15 protein-coding genes are annotated in these 16,538 nt (G+C 31.8%); 8 read left to right on the forward strand and 7 right to left on the reverse strand.

Going from position 1 to position 16,538, the window contains the following annotated elements:
- Window positions 1-7 precede the first annotated feature (7 nt).
- Window positions 8-493 (forward strand): septal ring lytic transglycosylase RlpA family protein, encoded by a 486-nt coding sequence (locus ACKVOD_RS06610; protein ID WP_409208679.1) that lies wholly within the window; start codon window positions 8-10, stop codon window positions 491-493.
- Here ACKVOD_RS06610 and ACKVOD_RS06615 read toward each other — a convergent pair.
- A complete protein-coding gene (locus tag ACKVOD_RS06615) occupies window positions 490-960 on the reverse strand; it encodes a CYTH domain-containing protein (RefSeq protein ID WP_409208680.1) in 471 nt (156 codons plus the stop codon). The genes ACKVOD_RS06610 and ACKVOD_RS06615 overlap by 4 nt on opposite strands.
- A 104-nt stretch (window positions 961-1,064) precedes the next feature.
- Here ACKVOD_RS06615 and dinB point away from each other — a divergent pair, with 104 nt between their 5' ends.
- Window positions 1,065-2,147 (forward strand): DNA polymerase IV, encoded by a 1,083-nt coding sequence (gene dinB / locus ACKVOD_RS06620; RefSeq protein ID WP_409208681.1) that lies wholly within the window; start codon window positions 1,065-1,067, stop codon window positions 2,145-2,147.
- A 53-nt stretch (window positions 2,148-2,200) separates the two neighbouring features.
- Here dinB and pyk read toward each other — a convergent pair whose 3' ends face one another.
- The 5 genes from pyk to ACKVOD_RS06645 form a co-directional block, all read right to left on the reverse strand.
- The gene (gene pyk / locus ACKVOD_RS06625; protein ID WP_409208682.1) at window positions 2,201-3,631 is read right to left on the reverse strand and encodes a pyruvate kinase; all 1,431 of its coding nucleotides are present in this window, start codon (window positions 3,629-3,631) and stop codon (window positions 2,201-2,203) included.
- A 5-nt stretch (window positions 3,632-3,636) separates the two neighbouring features.
- Window positions 3,637-4,125 (reverse strand): IPExxxVDY family protein, encoded by a 489-nt coding sequence (locus ACKVOD_RS06630; protein WP_409208683.1) that lies wholly within the window; start codon window positions 4,123-4,125, stop codon window positions 3,637-3,639.
- 107 nt (window positions 4,126-4,232) lie between these two features.
- Window positions 4,233-4,979, reverse strand: coding sequence for a ribonuclease III (rnc, locus tag ACKVOD_RS06635; protein ID WP_409208684.1), 747 nt, complete (start codon window positions 4,977-4,979; stop codon window positions 4,233-4,235).
- A gap of 142 nt (window positions 4,980-5,121) precedes the next feature.
- Window positions 5,122-6,375, reverse strand: coding sequence for a beta-ketoacyl-ACP synthase II (fabF, locus tag ACKVOD_RS06640; RefSeq protein ID WP_409208685.1), 1,254 nt, complete (start codon window positions 6,373-6,375; stop codon window positions 5,122-5,124).
- Window positions 6,376-6,549: 174 nt separating this feature from the next.
- Complete coding sequence (locus ACKVOD_RS06645; protein WP_409208686.1) at window positions 6,550-6,786, reverse strand: acyl carrier protein; 237 nt, start codon at window positions 6,784-6,786, stop codon at window positions 6,550-6,552.
- Window positions 6,787-6,962: 176 nt separating this feature from the next.
- Between ACKVOD_RS06645 and purN the strand changes: the two genes are divergently transcribed.
- From purN to ACKVOD_RS06665, 4 genes are all read left to right on the forward strand, one after another.
- Window positions 6,963-7,544 carry a phosphoribosylglycinamide formyltransferase gene (purN, locus tag ACKVOD_RS06650; protein ID WP_409208687.1) on the forward strand — a complete coding sequence of 194 codons (582 nt, stop codon included), beginning with the start codon at window positions 6,963-6,965 and terminating at the stop codon, window positions 7,542-7,544.
- A gap of 9 nt (window positions 7,545-7,553) precedes the next feature.
- Window positions 7,554-8,033 carry a ribonuclease HI gene (gene rnhA, locus ACKVOD_RS06655; protein WP_409208688.1) on the forward strand — a complete coding sequence of 160 codons (480 nt, stop codon included), beginning with the start codon at window positions 7,554-7,556 and terminating at the stop codon, window positions 8,031-8,033.
- Window positions 8,034-8,106: 73 nt separating this feature from the next.
- Window positions 8,107-9,030 (forward strand): PfkB family carbohydrate kinase, encoded by a 924-nt coding sequence (locus ACKVOD_RS06660; RefSeq protein WP_409208689.1) that lies wholly within the window; start codon window positions 8,107-8,109, stop codon window positions 9,028-9,030.
- A 143-nt stretch (window positions 9,031-9,173) separates the two neighbouring features.
- Window positions 9,174-11,072, forward strand: a complete 1,899-nt coding sequence (locus ACKVOD_RS06665) for an amidophosphoribosyltransferase (RefSeq protein ID WP_409208690.1) — start codon at window positions 9,174-9,176, stop codon at window positions 11,070-11,072.
- A gap of 322 nt (window positions 11,073-11,394) precedes the next feature.
- Here the strand turns inward: ACKVOD_RS06665 and ACKVOD_RS06670 are convergent, their stop codons facing one another.
- On the reverse strand, window positions 11,395-12,000 hold the full coding sequence (locus ACKVOD_RS06670; RefSeq protein ID WP_409208691.1) for a superoxide dismutase: 606 nt from the start codon (window positions 11,998-12,000) through the stop codon (window positions 11,395-11,397).
- Window positions 12,001-12,163: 163 nt separating this feature from the next.
- On the opposite strand from ACKVOD_RS06670, the gene ACKVOD_RS06675 reads away from it, so the two are divergent.
- Window positions 12,164-15,313, forward strand: coding sequence for a UvrD-helicase domain-containing protein (locus ACKVOD_RS06675; protein WP_409208692.1), 3,150 nt, complete (start codon window positions 12,164-12,166; stop codon window positions 15,311-15,313).
- Window positions 15,314-15,534: 221 nt separating this feature from the next.
- Window positions 15,535-16,538, forward strand: a 1,004-nt coding sequence (locus ACKVOD_RS06680; protein ID WP_409208693.1) for a thrombospondin type 3 repeat-containing protein, incomplete at its 3' end; no start/stop codon positions are given.

Raw genomic sequence — 16,538 nt, forward strand, 5'->3', positions numbered from 1 at the left:
AGTACTAATGAAAAAAACAATCACGCTTTTACTTACTACTGCTCTTATTGGTTTAGCGATGAGTCAAAGCCTGATTTCGGACAAGCAAAAAACGGTTTTAGGCAAGGACACCATTAAAAAAAGTAAAAACCTTTTTCCGATACAAGAAGTTGGACTGGATACTTTATTTTTTGAAAATAAAAATTTTAAATTATATAAAAATAAAGCTCACGCCTCTTATTATGCTGATAAATTTAACGGAAAAAAAACAGCTAGTGGCAAAAGATTTGACAATAATAAATATACAGCAGCTCACAAAAAATTTCCATTTGGAACCAAAGTAAAAGTGACCAATGAGGTTAATGGGAAATTTGTAATTGTAGAGGTTATTGATAGAGGTCCATTTGTACGTTCTAGAGAAATAGACTTGTCAAAACGAGCTTTTAAGGAAATATGCGCCAATAAATCGGCTGGAGTAATGTTAGTTACTTTAGAAGTACTTCAAAATAATTAGTACCAATCGGCAAAAGGGTTTTTACTCAAATAAGAGTTGTAATATCGAATGTCATTTGTAACTTCCTTGCCAAGCCAAAGCGGTTTTTCGAAAAATTCATTTTCATCCATGAGTTCAATTTCGGCAAAAATTAAACCTTTGTTTTCACCATAAAATTCGTCTATTTCAAAAATGTGATTCCCCACTTTTACTTCAAAACGGTTTTTATCTATAATTCCTTTTTCGCATAACTTTAATAATGCTGTCGCTTCATCAATAGGGATTTCTTTTTCCCATTCAAATCTTGACAACCCCGATTCATTTGATGCTCCTTTGATGGTCAAAAAGCCCTTTTCGCCTTTAATACGAACCCGAACGGTACGATCAGGAACAGAACTTAAATAGCCTTGGGTAATTCTGTTTTGGGCAAAAGCTTCCTTTTTGAAGGCTTCTGATGTAACTAAAAATTTTCTTTCTATTTCTATCATTTTTACCAAATTAAAGTATTGCGTAATCTATCAAATAGTATTATTTCAAATGTATAAAAAATCTAGGGGTGTGTTGTAAATTTGTTTTACTTAAATTTGTTTTTATGTCTGATTTGAATTCCACTAGAAAAATAATACATATCGATATGGATGCTTTTTTTGCTTCGGTAGAGCAAATGGATAATCCTGCTTTGCGAGGAAAACCTATAGCGGTCGGTGGAGCAGAAAATAGGGGAGTTGTTGCGGCAGCAAGTTATGAAGCTAGAAAATTTGGAGTTAGAAGTGCCATAAGTGGCGTTTTGGCCAAAAAAAACTGTCCTGATTTAATTTTTGTAAAACCCCGATTCGAACGCTACAAAGAGATTTCAAACAAAATTAGAGCTGTTTTCAATGATTATACCGACTTGGTTGAACCGTTGTCGCTTGACGAAGCCTATCTTGATGTAACCATAAACAAAAAAGGAAATCCGAGCGCCACATTATTGGCACAAGAAATACGGTTGCGCATCCTGAGTGAAGTGGGTTTGACGGCTTCGGCAGGAATTTCGGTAAATAAATTTGTGGCAAAAATAGCCAGCGATTATAATAAACCCAACGGGCAAAAAACCGTTAATCCTGATGAGGTTATTTCTTTTTTAGAAGTGCTACCCATTCGAAAATTTTATGGCGTGGGGAAAGTCACGACTGAAAAAATGTATCAATTAGGAATTTTCACGGGTTTGGAATTAAAGAGTAAAACCTTGGAATTCCTTGAAAAACACTTTGGAAAATCCGGTAGTTTCTATTACAATGTCGTTCGAGGCATTCATACAAGCGAGGTAAAATCAGATAGGATAACGAAATCTGTCGCCGCTGAACACACTTTTGAGAGTAATTTGTCTTCAGAGATATTTATGATTGAACAACTAGAAAATATAGCAACTAGTCTTGAAAAAAGATTACGAAAATATCAAATAGCAGGGAAAACAGTGACATTGAAAATAAAATACAGCGATTTTACCCAACAAACACGTAGTAAAACATTGGCTTATTTTATTTCTGACAAAGGAATGATAGTTGAAACTGTCAAAGAATTACTTTATCAAGAACGATTAAAAGACTCTGTTCGCTTGTTAGGAATTTCCTTGAGTAATCTCAATACCGCAGAAAAGAAGACGGTTGTGGCACAGCTTAAGTTTGCTTTTTAACAAAAAAACCATCCTACAACGAGGATGGTTTGAAATCATTAAAATTTTTAAAATTATTCTATTTCAGAAACTCTTAAAGTATTGACCATACCTTTTTCTGTAATTGGCATAGCAGATAGGTTTACAAGATAATCTCCTTTCACCACATACCCTTTTGTTTTAGCAATTTCATTGATGTCTGAAATAGTGTCGTCGGTGCTTACTGAGTTGTCATAATAAAAGGATTTAACACCCCATAATAAATTAAGGCTGGTAAGAATTCTTTTATTAGAAGTAAACACTAAAATATGTGCTTGAGGTCTCCATGCTGAAATTTGAAAAGCAGTATACCCACTATTAGTTAAGGTACAAATGGCTTTAGCTTTAATACTATTAGCCAATTGGGATGCATGATGACATATTATTTTGGTAATAAAACGACTTGTTTTTATTTGTGGTGTGTTTTGAGGGACTTGAATAAGAGGAGAATCCTCAACAGCTTCAATAATTTGAGTCATTTTTTGAATTACTTGAACAGGGTAATTTCCAGTTGCAGTTTCTCCTGAAAGCATTACAGCATCTGCGCCATCCATTACTGAGTTGGCAACGTCATTTACCTCAGCACGTGTAGGAGTGAGACTAGTAATCATAGTTTCCATCATTTGGGTAGCAACAATTACTGGAATTCGGGCTGTTTTAGCTCTGCGAATTAATTCTTTTTGAACCAGAGGAACTTCATGTGCGGGTAATTCTACACCTAAATCTCCACGAGCCACCATAATCCCATCGCAATAAGCAACTATTTTATCAATATTTTCTAATGCTTCGGGCATTTCGATTTTAGCTATAATAGGAATTTTAAATTCAGAATGTTTAGCAATTAATTCTTGTAAATCTTGTAAATCTTTAGGAGTTTTTACAAAAGAAAGTGCTATCCAATCTACTTTTTGACCAATTGCAAAAATGGCATCGGCCACATCTTTTTCGGTCATAGCCGGTAAAGATATTTTTGTGTTTGGTAAATTAACCCCTTTCTTAGATTTCAATTCACCACCTTGAATTACTTTTGCAAGCACTTCGGTTTTTTTGTCAGTTTCTACGATTTCAAATATAAGTTTACCATCATCAAGCAAAATTCTTTCTCCTGGATTTACATCATTTGGAAAGTTTTGGTATTTCATGAAAACTTTTTTAGCTGTTCCAAGAATATCTTCTGCAGTTGTAAAAGTAATTAGATCACCATCATTTACTACTACTCCGTCTTCCATTACACCCACACGTAGTTTTGGACCTTGTAAATCACCTAGAATTGCTGTAGTATAGCCGAACTCTTCGTTTAATTCTCTAATTATATTTATTTTATTCTTTACATCTTCGTAATCGGCATGCGAAAAATTGATTCTAAACACGTTTACACCAGCATCAACCATATCTTTTATGATTTCTTTTGTACTACATGCAGGCCCTAATGTGGCAACAATTTTTGTTTTTTTGTTTGTAAGCATTTTTATTAAAAAATTAAATTATTTTTTGATTTTATCTTATTTAAGTCAACATTATAAACAGCTGATATTGTATCAATTTTGTTTAATTCAGTTTGAACTTTATCAATATTTTGTGTTTCTTCTATGTTTTCAATTTTTAAAAAATAATCTACTTTTTTGTATTCAGGAAGTAAAAACACTTTAGTTAATACTTCTAATGTTAAATTTGAAAATAGATTTTGGATATTATCTTTTTTTTGTTGAATGACCTCGTTTTTATTTTGAATTAAATTCCAAGATATTTCTTTTTCAATATTTTGGTAAAAAAATCTTGAAAAATTAGTCTCCCCTTCTTTTACATTGATTTGAATTTCGTTTTCACTTTTACTTAGATTAATTTGTAGCTTTTGATTAATAAAATAAGCTAATCTATAATCTTCTAATGATGTGTGAATAGCAATTAGAACATAATTAATTTCTTCAAAATCTTCAAAATCTAATTTGTGAATTGGCATATTCATCAAAAATAAGATGTAAATATAGTATTTTTAGAAAGCATTATTATTTATAAAATGTTTGTTTTCTTTATTTTATAAACGATAACGATTTAGTTTGTTAATTTTCAAGTTAGTTTAGTGTCAATTAATTTTTGAAAGACAAAATAGGCTCTTTGAGAAGCTTTTTCTTCTGCTTTCTTTTTTGATGTGGCTCGTGCTTTTGCAATAATTTTTTCGTCGATACTTAATTTAACCCCAAAATATTTTTGCCCATCTATTCCATTATCCTCAAAAATTTCATAATGAAAATGTTTTTTCTCTTTTTGACACCATTCAATTACAAGGCTTTTATAACTAATTACTTTTCCTTCTAATCGTGCAATATCGACAAAAGGAATAATAACTCTTTTTTGAATAAATCTTTCACAAAATGAATATCCTTTGTCAACATATATCGCTCCAACAAGAGATTCAAAAATATTTCCGTGAATATTTTCTCCAAAATGTTGTATAGGAACTTTACTATAAACAAATCGAACTAAGTTTAATTCTTTTCCTAATTCGTTTAAATGTTCTCTACTAACTATTTTTGATCTCATTTTGGTGAGATATCCTTCGTCTCCAGCAGGAACTTCTTCAAACAAATGAGCAGCTATAACAGCACTTATCATGGCATCACCCAGGAACTCAAGGCGTTCATAGTTCATTGCATTTCCATTTACATCAAACTTATTTGATGATCTATGTGTAAATGCTTTCTGGTAATTTTCAAGTGAAACTGGAGCAAATCCTAAGATTTCATGAATAGCATTAAAAAAAATCCCGTCTTCTTGAGAACGGGATTTTGAAAACATTTTTTTAATTATATTCATATGTAGATATTTATTGTTTTTTATCGGTCATGTGTAATTCGCATATCTTCATTGGTATTTATCCCATCGGTTGCTATTTTATTTTGGTATTCGATGATTTTCAATTGTGACCAATTATTAGTCATGCTCATTTCATAGATATTTAAAAATCTAATCTTTTTACTAATACACAAGCATTATGCCCTCCAAATCCAAAAGTATTACTCATCAAAACATTAACTTCTCTTTTTTGCGCCACATTAAAAGTAAAGTTTAATTTAGAATTGATGTTTTCATCATCTGTAAAATGATTTATAGTAGGTGGAATTATTCCATGTTTCATAGCGAGAATCGAAGATATAGTTTCTATCGCACCTGCTGCACCAAGTAAATGCCCTGTCATGGATTTTGTTGAATTTAAATTCATAGTATAAGCATGATCGCCAAATACATGTTCTATAGCTTTTGATTCAGCTAAATCTCCAAGAGGAGTTGAAGTTCCATGCATATTGACACCATCAACATCAGTTGGTTTTAAACCAGCATCACGTAAGCAATTGAGCATTACATTTTTTGCACCTAAACCTTCAGGATGAGGAGCAGTAATGTGATGTGCATCGGCAGACATTCCACCACCACCTAATTCACAGTAAATTTTGGCGCCACGAGCAACGGCATGTTCATATTCTTCAAGGATTAAAGCTCCTGCACCTTCTCCTAAAATAAAACCATCTCTGTCTTTATCCATAGGTCTTGAAGCTGTTTTAGGATCGTCATTTCTTGTAGAAAGGGCATGCATAGCATTAAATCCTCCCATACCAGCAATTGTCACTGCGGCTTCAGAGCCACCAGTTACCATAATGTCGGCATGACCTAATCTTATATAATTAAAAGCATCAATTATGGCATTTGTTGAAGAAGCACATGCAGAAACGGTTCCGAAATTTGGGCCTCTAAATCCATATTTTATCGATATATGGCCACATGCAATATCTCCAATCATTTTGGGAATAAAAAAAGGATTGAATTTTGGCGTACCATCTCCAGCTGCAAAATTAAGAACTTCAATTTGAAAAGTTTCCAAGCCTCCTATTCCTGATCCCCAAATTACACCTGCACGATCTTTATCAATAGTATTTAAGTCAAAATTAGCATCATTCATAGCTTCTTCAGATGAAACCATTGCGTATTGAGCATAACGATCCATTTTTCGAGCTTCTTTCCTGTCAATAAAATCTTCAACATTAAAGTTTTTTAATTCACAAGCAAACTGAGTTTTGAATTTTGAAGCATCAAAATAGGTTATTGGAGCAGCTCCACTAACACCATTTATTAGACCAGTCCAATATTCTTGAATATTGTTTCCAATAGGAGTAAGCGCCCCTAAACCTGTAACAACAACTCGTCTTAATATCATAATTTGATGTATTTGATGTTTTTAACAAATAAAACCCATGCTTTCTTGTTGAATAACAATCACAAAAGAGCTATGGGTATAGTATTTAATATCGTTTTGATTGAATTTCAATCAGTAATGTTTGTTTAAAAAATAATAACACCCATTTTCAAAAAAGAAAATGGGTGTTTAATATTATTTCTTAGCTTCTTCAATATATGAAATAGCCTGACCTACAGTACCAATATTTTCTGCTTGATCGTCTGGAATTTGAATATCAAATTCTTTTTCGAATTCCATAATAAGCTCTACCGTGTCTAGAGAGTCAGCTCCTAAATCATTAGTGAAGCTAGCTTCTGTTACAACTTCATTTTCGTCAACACCTAATTTGTCTACGATAATAGCTTTTACTCTTGATGCAATGTCTGACATAATCTTTGAATTTTAAATTTAAATTGTTTGCAAAAATAAAAAACTTTATTTTAAAACAACTATTTAGTTAATAAATGTGTCGTCTAAAGTAGAATATTTTTTTTAATAAAGAACACATAATGTTATTTATTCTCCCTTTTTATTCTTTTTTTTGCATAAAAGAAATCATTATAATTATGAATAAAATAGTAATTTTTGCTTCGGGATCGGGTACTAATACCGAAAACATTATTAAATTTTTTGAAAATAAAAAAATTGCTAAGGTTATAACAGTTTTCACCAATAACCCAAATGCTGGAGTTATAGAAAGAGCTCAGAATTTTAATATTCCGACCGAAATTTTTTCTAAAACATTATTTAACGAACCTATTTTCTTACAAAAATTAATTAATCTTCAGCCTGATTTAATTGTTTTGGCTGGTTTTTTATTAAAACTACCGGAGTCAATAGTAGAAATTTTCCCTAATAAGATAATAAATATCCATCCTGCTTTGTTGCCAAAATATGGCGGAAAAGGGATGTACGGTATGAATGTACACCGAGCAGTTGTTGAAAATAAAGAAATGGAAACCGGAATTTCAATTCATTATGTAAATGAAAATTACGACGAAGGAGCTATTATTTTTCAAAAAAAAGTAACCGTTTTGGTTACAGACACACCAGAAATAGTGGCAGAAAAAATTCACGAACTGGAACAAAAATATCTTCCTGAAATTATAGAAAAACTTCTATCCCGAGACTTCGGGACTAACTTTTAACTTCTAATTTTGCAACACGACATACATATTTACACTGATGGAGCTGCCAAGGGTAATCCTGGCCCGGGGGGTTACGGTGTTGTAATTGAACTAGTAGGAACTGCTCATAAAAAAGAATTTTATGAAGGTTTTCGCCATACTACAAATAACAGAATGGAATTATTAGCTGTTATCGTAGGGCTCGAAAAGCTTAAAAATATCAACATGAAAGTCTTAGTTATTTCGGATTCTAAATATGTAGTTGATTCTGTTTTGAAAAAATGGGTTTTTGGTTGGGAGAAAAAAGGTTTTACTGGAAAGAAAAATCCCGATTTATGGAAACGCTTTTTAGTAATTTATAGCAAACACCAAGTTGATTTTAAATGGATAAAAGGGCATAATAACCACCCGCAAAATGAACGTTGTGATGCATTGGCGGTTTTTGCATCAAGTCAAAAAACATTATCTATTGATGCTTTTTATGAGAAAGAACATGATAAACTTTTGTAAAACTTAAGCATTTACAATCTTTGATTTTACAACCTTATAAACTATCTTTGCACCTTAATTCGAAACTTGAATAATGAACAAATTATTGATTGTTGGCACTGTTGCTTTTGACGCAATTGAAACCCCTTTTGGTAAAACAGACAAAATCTTAGGTGGTGCAGGAACTTATATCGGACTTTCGGCTTCTCATTTTAACCTCGAATCGGCCATTGTTTCGATTGTAGGCGAAGATTTTCCTCAAGAATATATCAATTTATTGACCGATAGAAACATAGATGTTTCAGGTCTTGAAGTCGTCAAAGGAGGGAAAACTTTTTTTTGGAGTGGTCGTTATCATAATGACTTAAATTCTCGCGATACTCTCGACACCCAATTAAATGTTTTAGCAGATTTTCAGCCTAAAGTGCCACAAAATTTCAAAAATGCTGATGTGGTAATGTTAGGAAATTTACATCCATTAGTGCAAAGTAGCGTATTGGATCAGATGGAAGCCAAACCAAAATTAGTGGTTTTAGACACAATGAATTTCTGGATGGATTGTGCTATGCCTGAATTATTGGAAGTAATCAAACGTGTGGATGTTATAACAATTAATGATGAAGAAGCTAGACAACTTTCTGGCGAATATTCATTAGTAAAAGCAGCAGCTAAAATTCATGCTATGGGTCCAAAATATGTTGTCATTAAAAAAGGAGAGCATGGAGCATTATTGTTTGAAGGAAAACAAATTTTCTTTGCACCAGCCTTACCTCTTGAAGAAGTATTTGATCCAACTGGTGCTGGTGATACCTTTGCTGGTGGGTTTACAGGTTATATAACACAAAGTGGTGATATTTCATTTGAAAATATGAAAAAAGGAATTATTCAGGGCTCAAATTTAGCTTCCTTTTGTGTAGAAAAATTTGGAACTGAACGTATGCTTAGATTAGAAAAACAAGAAGTGGTATCGAGATTGAAACAGTTCAAATCTTTAACCCATTTTGATATAGAAATATAATAAAGTATGCCTCGAAATTTCGGGGCATTTTTTGTTTTGAAAATAGAGAGTAGACACAGATTCACTATTGTTAATTTCTATCTATTTATTATCTGTGAATCATTGGTAAAACAAGAAAAATTCAACTAAACAACTACAATACAATGAGCGACGCAATTAAACATGAATGCGGGATTGCCCTTCTTAGATTAAAAAAGCCGTTACAATTTTATAAAGATAAATACGGTACAGCTTTCTATGGAGTACAAAAAATGTATCTTCTGATGGAAAAGCAACACAATCGTGGACAAGATGGAGCTGGTTTTGCTAGTATTAAATTAGATGTCGAGCCTGGAGAACGATATATAAGTAGAGTACGTTCGAATGAATCACAGCCTATTCAAGATGTTTTCGCCCAAATTAATGATAGAATTAGCGAAGAGCTAAAATTAAATCCTGAATTCATAGATGATGTCGCTTGGCAGAAAAAGAATATACCATATATTGGAGAATTATTTTTAGGACATGTACGATATGGAACTTTTGGAAAAAACAGTATTGAAAGTGTTCATCCTTTTTTACGCCAGAATAACTGGATGCATCGAAATCTGATTTTAGCAGGAAATTTCAATATGACTAATGTTAGTGAACTTTTCCAAAGTTTAGTTGAATTAGGACAACATCCAAAAGAAATGGCAGATACGGTCACCGTGATGGAAAAAATAGGACATTTTTTAGATAAAGCCGTCAGAGATTTATATCAAGATTGCAAGGCTGAAGGTTATACAAAGCGAGAAGCTTCTCCTGTAATAGCAGAAAGATTGGATATAGCAAAAATATTAACTAGATCATCCAAAAACTTAGATGGAGGATATGCTATGGCAGGACTTTTAGGCCATGGAGACGCCTTTGTTTTTAGAGATCCAGCAGGAATTAGACCAGCTTTCTTTTATGAAGATGAAGAAATAGTAGTAGTTGCATCGGAGCGTCCAGTAATTCAAACCGTTTTTAATGTACCTATCGAAAAAGTACAAGAACTACAGCCAGGTAAAGCTTTAATAATCAAAAAGAATGGTAATGTAACCCAAAAAGAAATTCTTCCAGCAACTGAGAAAAAGGCATGTTCTTTTGAAAGAATATATTTTTCTAGAGGTAGTGATGCTGATATCTATCAAGAAAGAAAAATGTTGGGGCGACTAATCCTTCCGGCTGTGCTAGATGTAATAGATGAAGATACTGACAATACCGTGTTCTCTTATATTCCAAATACTGCAGAAACTTCTTTTTATGGATTGATAGAAGCAGCTCAGGACTTTTTGAACCAACGTAAAAACAACTATATTCTCGAAAATCGAAAAAAATTAACCAAAGAAAAACTAGAGGAAATTCTTTCTGTAAAAATTAGAACCGAGAAAGTAGCTATAAAAGACGCAAAACTACGAACTTTTATAACCGAGGACAGTAGCAGAAACGATTTAGTAGCTCACGTTTATGATGTTACTTATGGTGTAATTAAACCAACAGATAATCTAGTAATTATTGATGATAGTATTGTAAGAGGAACTACACTAAAAATGAGTATCATTAAAATGATGGATCGTTTGAATCCTAAAAGAATTGTTATTGTATCTTCTGCTCCACAAATAAGGTATCCAGATTGTTATGGTATTGATATGGCAAAATTAGAAGGACTAGTAGCTTTTCAAGCTGCCTTAGAATTGTTGAAAGAACGCAATTTATACCATATTGTAGACGAAGTTTATCTAAAATGTAAGGCACAACAAAATTTAAAGGACAGCAAAGTTGTTAATTATGTAACCGAAATTTATGCTCCATTTACCCAACAAGAAGTTTCAAATAAAACAGCACAATTGTTAAGTTCCCCTGAAATTAAAGCAGAGGTGAAAATTATTTTTCAAACAGTAGAAGATTTACATATTGCTTGTCCTAAGAATTTAGGCGATTGGTATTTCACCGGAGATTATCCAACTCCAGGAGGTAATAGAGTTGTAAATAAGGCATTTATGAATTTCTATGAAGGTAAAAATGCCAGAGCATATTAAAAAGTAAATTCAAGCAGTTTATCGACTATTAATGTATTTTATCTATTTTATTTGTAGAAAGTCAATTGCGTATGTAGCTTTGACTCACCATAATATTAGTAGGTTAAGTTTATGGTAGATTTGGGGCAAAAAAGGTGAAAGCAATTTCACCTTTTTTATTGGAATAAAGTCAAAGCTCCCTAACTCCCAAAGGGGGAATTTAAAAAAAAGGAAAACAAGAATGAATACTTGGATTTAGCATAAAAAAATAGGCAAGAAAAAAGATTTAGTAGTCTTTTTTTCTTGCCTATTGTGCTAATTCCCCCTTTGGGGGTTAGGGGGCTTATTTCGCTAAATCGTATCTTCTAGAAACTTCAGCCCAATTAATTACATTAAAGAAAGCTTCAATATAATCAGGTCTTCTGTTTTGATAATGCAAATAGTAAGCGTGTTCCCAAACATCCATTCCTAAAATTGGAGTTCCGCCACAACCTACACCCGGCATCAATGTATTATCTTGATTTGGCGTTCCGCAAACTTCTAATTTTCCGTCTTTTACACAAAGCCAAGCCCATCCTGAACCAAATTGTGTAGCTCCAGCTTTCGAAAAAGCAGCTTTAAAAGCATCAAAAGTACCAAAAGCACTTTCAATTGCAGCCAATAATTCTCCTGTTGGAAGTCCTCCTCCGTTTGGAGTCATGATTGTCCAAAACAAACTGTGATTAAAAAACCCACCGCCGTTATTACGAACCGCCATGTTTTTCATATCTAAATTTTTCAAAATATCCTCGATGCTTTTTCCTTCTAAATCTGTACCTGCAATAGCTGCATTTACGTTAGTTATATAAGCATTATGATGTTTTGTATGATGAATTTCCATCGTGCGTGCATCAATATAAGGTTCTAATGCGTCATACGCATACGGTAATTGTGGTAATTCAAAAGCCATAGTGTTATTATTTTAAATGATTTATTAAATATTTTATTCAAAAATAAACATTTAACTTTGGAATTGAAAATTCTATTTTGTTATAATTCTATTAAATAAATTGATAGTATGGTTTTTCAACAGAAATTCAATTAATTTCAGCAAGTGCCTAATCAAATTTTAAATGCAAAGACCTACTTTTTCTATATATAATGCATCTGCTGGTTCAGGAAAAACATATACACTTGTAAAAGAGTATCTAAAAATAATTCTTACAGCAAAGAATAATGATGCTTATAGAAATATACTTGCAATTACATTTACCAACAAAGCGGTTCATGAAATGAAAAGTAGGGTTGTAGGGAACTTATCCGAATTTTCAAAAGACTCCCCGAATCATAAAGCACAAGATGTATTAGCTGTTATATCACAAGAAACTAAACTTACAATACCACAAATAAAATCCAAATCGAAACAAATTATAAAACATATAATTCATAATTATGCTGCCTTTGATATTTCTACGATAGATAAATTCACACACAAAGTAATTCGTGCTTTTGCCCATGATTTGGGTTTGCCTATGAGTTTTGAAGTTACGCTTGATACAGAAAATTTGCTAATTGAAGCGGTTGATTCAATAATTTCAAGAGCAGGTGAAGACGAAACTTTAACTAATTTACTGATTGATTTTACACTCCAAAAAACGGATGATGATAAATCTTGGGATATTTCAAAAGAAATTTTGGAAACAGGTCGTTTAATTCTTAATGAAAATAATAGAAATGAAATCACTCATTTTCAAGACAAGTCAATTGCTGAGTTTATAGCAATAAAAAATAAATTAGACGAGGCTTGTAAAGTTTTAGAAACAGCAAATTCAAAACTTGCTCAAAATGCATTATCGTTGATTGAAAAAAAAGGGATAGATGTCAAATCATTTTCTGGGTCTTATTTTCCAAAACATTTACAAAGTATTGAGGAAGGAAATTTTAATCCAAAAAACAAAACGTATCACGAATTTGAAGATATTAGAATTAATAAAACAGCAAAAGATCGTTCGGAAATCGAAAATATAATACCTGAATTATTACAAGTTTTGTCTGAAATATATAAAAGTTTTGAAAAAAGAGACTTTTACAAAGCATTTCTAAAAAACATTACTCCTTTATCCTTGTTGAATACAGTTAGTAATGAATTAGCCAAGATTCAAGTAGAACAAAATTTACTTTCCATATCTGAATTCAACTCAATAATTCATCGCGAAATTCAAAATCAGCCAGCACCATTTATTTACGAACGAATGGGTGAAAGGTATCGCCATTTTTTTATTGACGAATTTCAAGACACCTCAGAAATGCAATGGCAGAATTTAATCCCATTAATTGCTAATGCTCTAGATGGGGAAGAAAATGGAGAAAAAGGAACTTTAATGATAGTAGGCGATCCAAAACAGTCTATTTATAGATGGCGAGGTGGTAAAGCCGAACAGTTTATTGAATTAGCCAAAGATCAAAAAGCTTTTCCAAATCACCCAAGTGAATTGTTTTATTTGGAAAAAAATTTTCGGAGTTATTCTCAAATAATTGATTTTAATAATGATTTTTTTAAATTGATTTCTAACGAATTTAAAGAAGAAGATTTCAAAGATTTATATGCTAATCAAAGTTTTCAAAAGTCTAACAATAAAACAGGTGGTTATGTCAATATTTCCTTTATTCCAAAAGTAGCAGAAAATGAATACGAAGAAGAAGCATTAGATAAAACAGCTTTATTTGTTGAAGCGACTTTGAATGCTATAAATAAAACGATTGAAAATGGATTTGAATATCGCGAAATTGTAGTTTTAACTAGAAAACGAAAACAGGGTATTGCTGTAGCAAATTATTTGACCCAAAAACATATTCCAATTTTATCGTCAGAAACATTGATGATTCAAAATGCTACAGAAGTGCGTTTTATAATTCATATTTTAAAATATTTAAAAAACAAATCGGATTTAGAATCAAAATCTTATTTTTTACATTATTTGTCTCAAAACAATCAAAAAAAATTACCAGTTCATGATTTTATCGCCCAAGGAATGACTAACAGTAATGAAAGTGATTTTGAAGATTGGTTAGCAAGTTTTGATGTCACTTTATCTTTTGAAAATATCAGAAAAAAATCATTATATGAAGCCGTAGAGATTATTATATCAACATTTCTTAAACTCAATAAAACGAATGCTTATGTTCAGTTCTTTATGGACATCGTTCTAGATCGAGACATAAGAAATCAAGCGGGTATTTCGGATTTTTTAAATTATTGGGATAAAAATGCGGATAAATTTAGCATTCCATCTCCTGAAGGAAAAAATGCTGTGCGTATTATGACCATCCACAAATCTAAAGGATTAGAGTTTCCTGTAGTAATTTTTCCATTTGCTGAAGAAGATTATAGCCGAAAACCAAAAGATAAATTATGGATAAATGCCGATGAAGACTTTTTTGATTTACCAAGAATACTTATTGATAATACTAGTGCTGTAGAAGGTTTTGGCACCGAAGCATCGGAGGTATATTTTCAAAAAAAGCAAGAAGAATTATTAGATAATATTAATGTTCTTTATGTAGCTTTAACTAGAGCAGAAGAACAACTTTATATTGTTTCGCAATACTTAGAACCAAAAAAAGACGGATTGTATCCAGACAATATGGCTTCATTCTTTATCAAATATTTAGTAAAGAAAAACCAATTTCAACAAAACCGTTTAGAATATGAAATAGGTAATCCGAAAAAATTGTCATTAGCGAGTAATATAAAAGATGATTTAAAAACAATCTCGCTTGTCAACGATGTTTTAAATCCAAAACACATTAAAATGGCTCAAAGAGAAGCATTGATGTGGGGAACATTTCAGCAAGAAGCAATCGAATATGGAAATGTGATTCACGAAATCTTGTCTTTTATAAAAACAGAAAGCGATATTGAATTTGCAATAAAAAATGCTATTGAAAACGGTTTGATTACCATGTCTCAAAAAGAAATTGTGATAAAAACTTTATATGAAATTATAAATCATACAGATTTATTAGTTTATTTTTCTCAAGATAATATTGTATTAAACGAAAAAACAATTATTCAAAAAGATGGAAATGCTGTAAAACCAGATAAGATGGTAGTAACCCAAAATAATGAAATCTACTTATTAGATTATAAAACCGGTACGCATCATCAAAAGCATCAATTGCAACTAGAAAATTATCAAAAAGCAATTGAATTAATGGATTATAAAGTGGTAAAAAAAGCACTTATATATATCGGCGGAGAAATCAATGTGATTAATTTTTAGAAAATGAGTAATTTGTTAAGAAACAGAAATAATAAAATGTCTTAGACATAATTATCACGACTTAAAACGGGTAAGTTTTTCAACTTTAGCACTGCTTTTATAATACAATTCTATGTTAAAAAGGGTTTTTATTAGGTTTTATTTAACATTTTATTTTGTTTTGTAAAAATTACATATTACTTTTGTCAGTAATTAACTAAATCGTAATTTAAAAAAAAAAGATGAAACAAATTAACAAAATTTTATTTGCTGTAATGCTAATATTGAGCTTTACTTCAAATGCACAAGACGGAAATAATCCATGGACGATTACTTTTGGTGTCAACGCTGTTGATACAAGAACTAGCGCTAGTGATAGACCAAGCCATTTTGGAGATCACTTTTCAAATTTTTTTAAAGTAAACGAGAGCTGGAATGTTATTCCTTCTGTATCTTATTTAAACGTGACTAGATACGTAGGCGATAACTTTTCTTTTGGTGTGTCAGGATCTTTAAATAAAATAACAAAATACGCTAACTGGGAAGGTCCAGGACATACAGATGTTGCAATATCTCCTGGCGATTTAATGTATTATGCAGCTGATGGTGTTATTAAATATAGTTTCATGAATATGATTAAATCTAAAGTTATTGACCCTTCTCTTCAAATGGGAGGTGGTTATACATTCTTTGGAGATAATAGTTTTGGTACTTTAAATGGTGGCGCAGGTGTCACTTTATGGTTTACTGAATTTGTTGGTTTATCATTAGCTACAACCTACAAACATAATTTTGGTGAGAGAAACTATCCAGGAACAGATAATCCGGATTCACCAATTCATTTCCAACATACAGCAGGTCTTACATTTAAATTTGGTGGAAAAGATACTGACAAAGATGGAATTTATGACAAATACGATGATTGTCCTGAAGTTTTTGGTTTAAAACAATTCAAAGGTTGTCCTGATACCGACGGTGATGGAATTATGGATAAAGAAGATGATTGTCCCGAAGTAGCTGGTTTAGCTGAATTCAAAGGTTGTCCAGATACTGATAAAGACGGAATTATGGACAAAGAAGATGATTGTCCTGATGTTTTTGGTTTAGCAGCTTTCAAAGGATGTCCTGATACTGATGTAGATGGAATCAAAGACGGTGATGATAAATGCCCTAGTGTAAAAGGACCAAAAGAAAACTTTGGTTGTCCATGGCCTGATACAGACGGAGATGCAGTTTTAGACAAAGA

It is taken from the genome of Flavobacterium sp. (assembly GCF_046155325.1).
GTDB lineage: Bacteria > Bacteroidota > Bacteroidia > Flavobacteriales > Flavobacteriaceae > Flavobacterium.